Annotated in this window: 3 protein-coding genes; 1 reads left to right on the forward strand and 2 read right to left on the reverse strand. The window is 40.2% G+C overall.

All coding sequences use genetic code 11. From position 1 onward, the window contains the following. Positions 1-216, reverse strand: a 216-nt coding sequence (gene pgk, locus IQ229_RS19475) for a phosphoglycerate kinase (RefSeq protein ID WP_194046574.1), incomplete at its 3' end; no start/stop codon positions are given. An 89-nt stretch (positions 217-305) separates the two neighbouring features. On the opposite strand from pgk, the gene IQ229_RS19480 reads away from it, so the two are divergent. Continuing rightward, positions 306-716, forward strand: a complete 411-nt coding sequence (locus IQ229_RS19480; RefSeq protein WP_194046578.1) for a universal stress protein — start codon at positions 306-308, stop codon at positions 714-716. Between the two features lie 171 nt (positions 717-887). Here IQ229_RS19480 and IQ229_RS19485 read toward each other — a convergent pair. Continuing rightward, on the reverse strand, positions 888-3,334 hold a 2,447-nt coding region (locus IQ229_RS19485), incomplete at its 5' end, for a CPBP family glutamic-type intramembrane protease (RefSeq protein WP_194046576.1).

Below are 3,334 nucleotides of genomic sequence, written 5' to 3' on the forward strand. Positions count from 1 at the left end.
GTCATCCACACCCTTGGGACGGCCAAAATGGCTGGCGAGAATGACCTTAGCTCCCTTCTGCGTCAAATCTTGGATGGTTGGTAGAGCGGCGCGAATGCGAGTATCGTCAGTAATGTTGCCTTGATCGTCCACAGGCACATTAAAGTCAACCCGCACTAAGGCACGTTTCCCAGAGATATCAGCCGAAGATAAACTTGCTAAACTTTTTTTGGACACACCAAACTCTCCTGATTGCCTTTTTGTTATTGTTTTGAAAGTAGAACCATCAAGATTTTACCGGAGTCAGGGGTACCCAAGTGACAGATATATTTAAGACGGTATTATTTCCTATCGATCAAAGCCGGGAAACGCGGGAAGCTGCTGATGTTGTCACCAACGTAGTCAAAAAGTACAGCAGTCGCTTGGTGCTGCTGTCTGTGGTCGAAGAACCACCAAAAGACGCGCCTAGTGCCGACGATCCGATGGTGTCACCAGAGGTAGTTGCGAAACTGCTGGAAAATGCCCAATCTTTATTTTCTGGGCAAGGAATTCAATCTGAAACCTTAGAAAGGCAAGGCAAACCAGCTTTTACGATCTGCGATGTCGCTGATGAAATTGGGGCAGATTTAATTATCATGGGCTGTCGGGGGCTAGGCTTGACTGAAGAGGGAGCGGATGATAGCGTTACCACTCGCGTGATTAACCTTTCCCCTTGCCCAGTGTTGATTGTGCCTTAGCAGTGTGTTGTGGAATACTGGTATTTAGTGCGATCGCTAATAAAAAGTTCTGCGGTTGCTACAAAAAGGGGGCTGAGGAAGGTTGTCCTAGATTTATTGGTGCTAAATAAAGGCATCAAGTTTTAGCCTTAACCAAGCATTATTAACTCCTGCCCCCTACCTCCTGCCCCATTAAACCTTAGCGTTCTGAATTTTTTGATTATTATCTAATTTTCTGATTCCTCCAAAAACAATTAACCAAACTACTACTACAATCCAGTGAATTAAAACGATCGCAAATAAAGATCCTGTGAGGGTATATGCAACAGTACAGATAATTCCCAAAAATGCCGCTAAAACAAGAAAAACGCGATTAAAAAATGTAGGAATTCCAGCTTTAAAAAAAGTTTTAGCATTCAATGGATGATACAAAATAAATAATAATAAACTCACTATTGCCCACAAAGACCATTGAAGCCAATTGGTGATTTCGCTAGGATGAGGAAGCAAAAAAACGCGAAAAAAGAGTTCTTCAACAATTGCAGGTGAAAATAAACAACGCAATATTAACAAACATTTATCAATACAATTGGCAGACCAAAGTTCTATCTGTAAAAATCCAAATTTCCAACCATAAGGTAGAGCAAGAATACTATAAATTATCAGCAGTACAACAACAACTAACCAATCTTTGAGCCTCGGAAATACTAAGGACGCTAAAGTGCGGTTTAAAAGAATTGAAAATGGTGAAATATTAGTAAAAGGAATCTTGATTTGCCCCAAAAGTACTGTTGGTGCAATGGGTGTAATGTTAGGTTCCCAACCACCTACTTGATTAGTTCGCAATACTTGCATAATTGCACCATGTTTTAAAAATATTGCGGCGAGATCGTCGTGTGCAAGCCTTGGCATTATTGTTCGCCATGTTGTCAAACCAGCCCAAATACTACGATCTTGAAATGGTTCCGTCGTTTTTCCTCTGCCCGTACCTGCGAGTATACCTGCTTGACTTTGCCAATCAGCGCGAACTATACCCAAGGGTGCTAATTGTTGTTCTAAAGATTGACCTAATTTAACTAGCTGCTGAAAGCGTAATGTTTGCGGGTGATTGGGGTTGGCGCGTATCCAAGTTTGAATTTGAGGAGTTGTAGTAACTTGATTTTTAATTGCCAGTATTGCCGCATAAAGTGCTTGGCTTGCGTCTTGGACGCATGAGGTAGCAGGTGATACCATTGCGCCACCAGTTCCATCACCAACCCGATAACGTGCCATAGTTACCTGTAATTGTTGCTGAAATTCTTCTAAAGGCGAAAGTTTGACACCATCAAAATCATAATCCTGCGTTACCGGGTCGAATTTGATCAGAATATCTGATACTGGACGTGTTGCCAGCCAACCACGTTGTAAATTACCCATATAATCAGCCCATGTATGCGTTCCGGCAATAATTCCATCGGGGTTATGGGCATAAATTTGGTGGTATTTAGTCTCGAAGCGTAATTCGTTAGTAAACTCGTCGCGGACAACTTCTGCAATTCCAAAAGCGAAATGTCCGGTGATAGTATAAGGTACTCCCAGTGGTTCAGCTTTACGTCCGCCAATTCCACCAAATAGGTGTAAGACAATAGCTTTATTGCCTTCTTGCCATGTTGATATAGATTGATTAAGGGAATTTTGTGTTTCTCCAGATGTTAATAATACAGTATTGAATTTACCTTTATTTTTCTCAGTATTTTGCCAATTTACCTCTTGGATGTAATTTAGACCTAATTCTTTACCAGTAACAATTTGACGGGGTTGAATTTGCAACAGAGAACGAGGTGCAAGTGCGCGTACTGTAAATACGCCCTTTGCATCGGCAGCGCCATAAATATACCACCCATCGTTACCCGCAGGCGATCGCTCGATTTGCTGCGAACCTGAAGGAGCAAAATTTCGTGAATCTATTACTTGTTGGCGAATGCGAATAGTTTCTTCAATACCATTAAATTTATTTGCATTAGGATTATAATGTTGTACCAAAAAATAATCGCTATACTGCTTTTTCTTTGGATATAAACTAATTTTATATTGAGATTCAATCGGTTTAATTATTTTTACCAACCCATAAAATCTACCAGTTGCCAAAACAGGTTCGCGTTCAATTTGCAAAGTAGATTTTTCTTGATTTGCATCAATGATTGTACTTGAATCTAAAGCAACAATTGCTTCATCATCAGGATTTGCACCAGCTAAAGAGCGTAAAATCCCTACATGACGAACTCCATTTAGTCGAAAAGGATGAATATTTCCTTGTTTTTGACTTTTAATCACTTCAGGAGTGAAATTTATATCTCGCGTTACTGCTCGTTCCAAAGCAAGCAAATTTTTATTCTTTTTCCATTCCAAACGCACAATTGTACCTACCAAATTTTGTGCTGTAGGTGGTGCATATTGTACTTCCATCCATACCCAATCTAAACCATCTTGTAATTGCTGTTTCGTTGGTAAAATTAACCTTCCTACCCAATCGCCAATAGGATTATAAAGGTTTGTAGATGGAATTTTGGAAATGGGATAAAAAGCAGATTGATTAAAACTTTGTTGAATATGGATCGCGTGATTGCTTTCTTGCTGTACTAACTGGGGTCTGTCTCTTA

This window comes from Nostoc cf. edaphicum LEGE 07299, assembly GCF_015207245.1.
Lineage (GTDB): Bacteria > Cyanobacteriota > Cyanobacteriia > Cyanobacteriales > Nostocaceae > Nostoc > Nostoc edaphicum_B.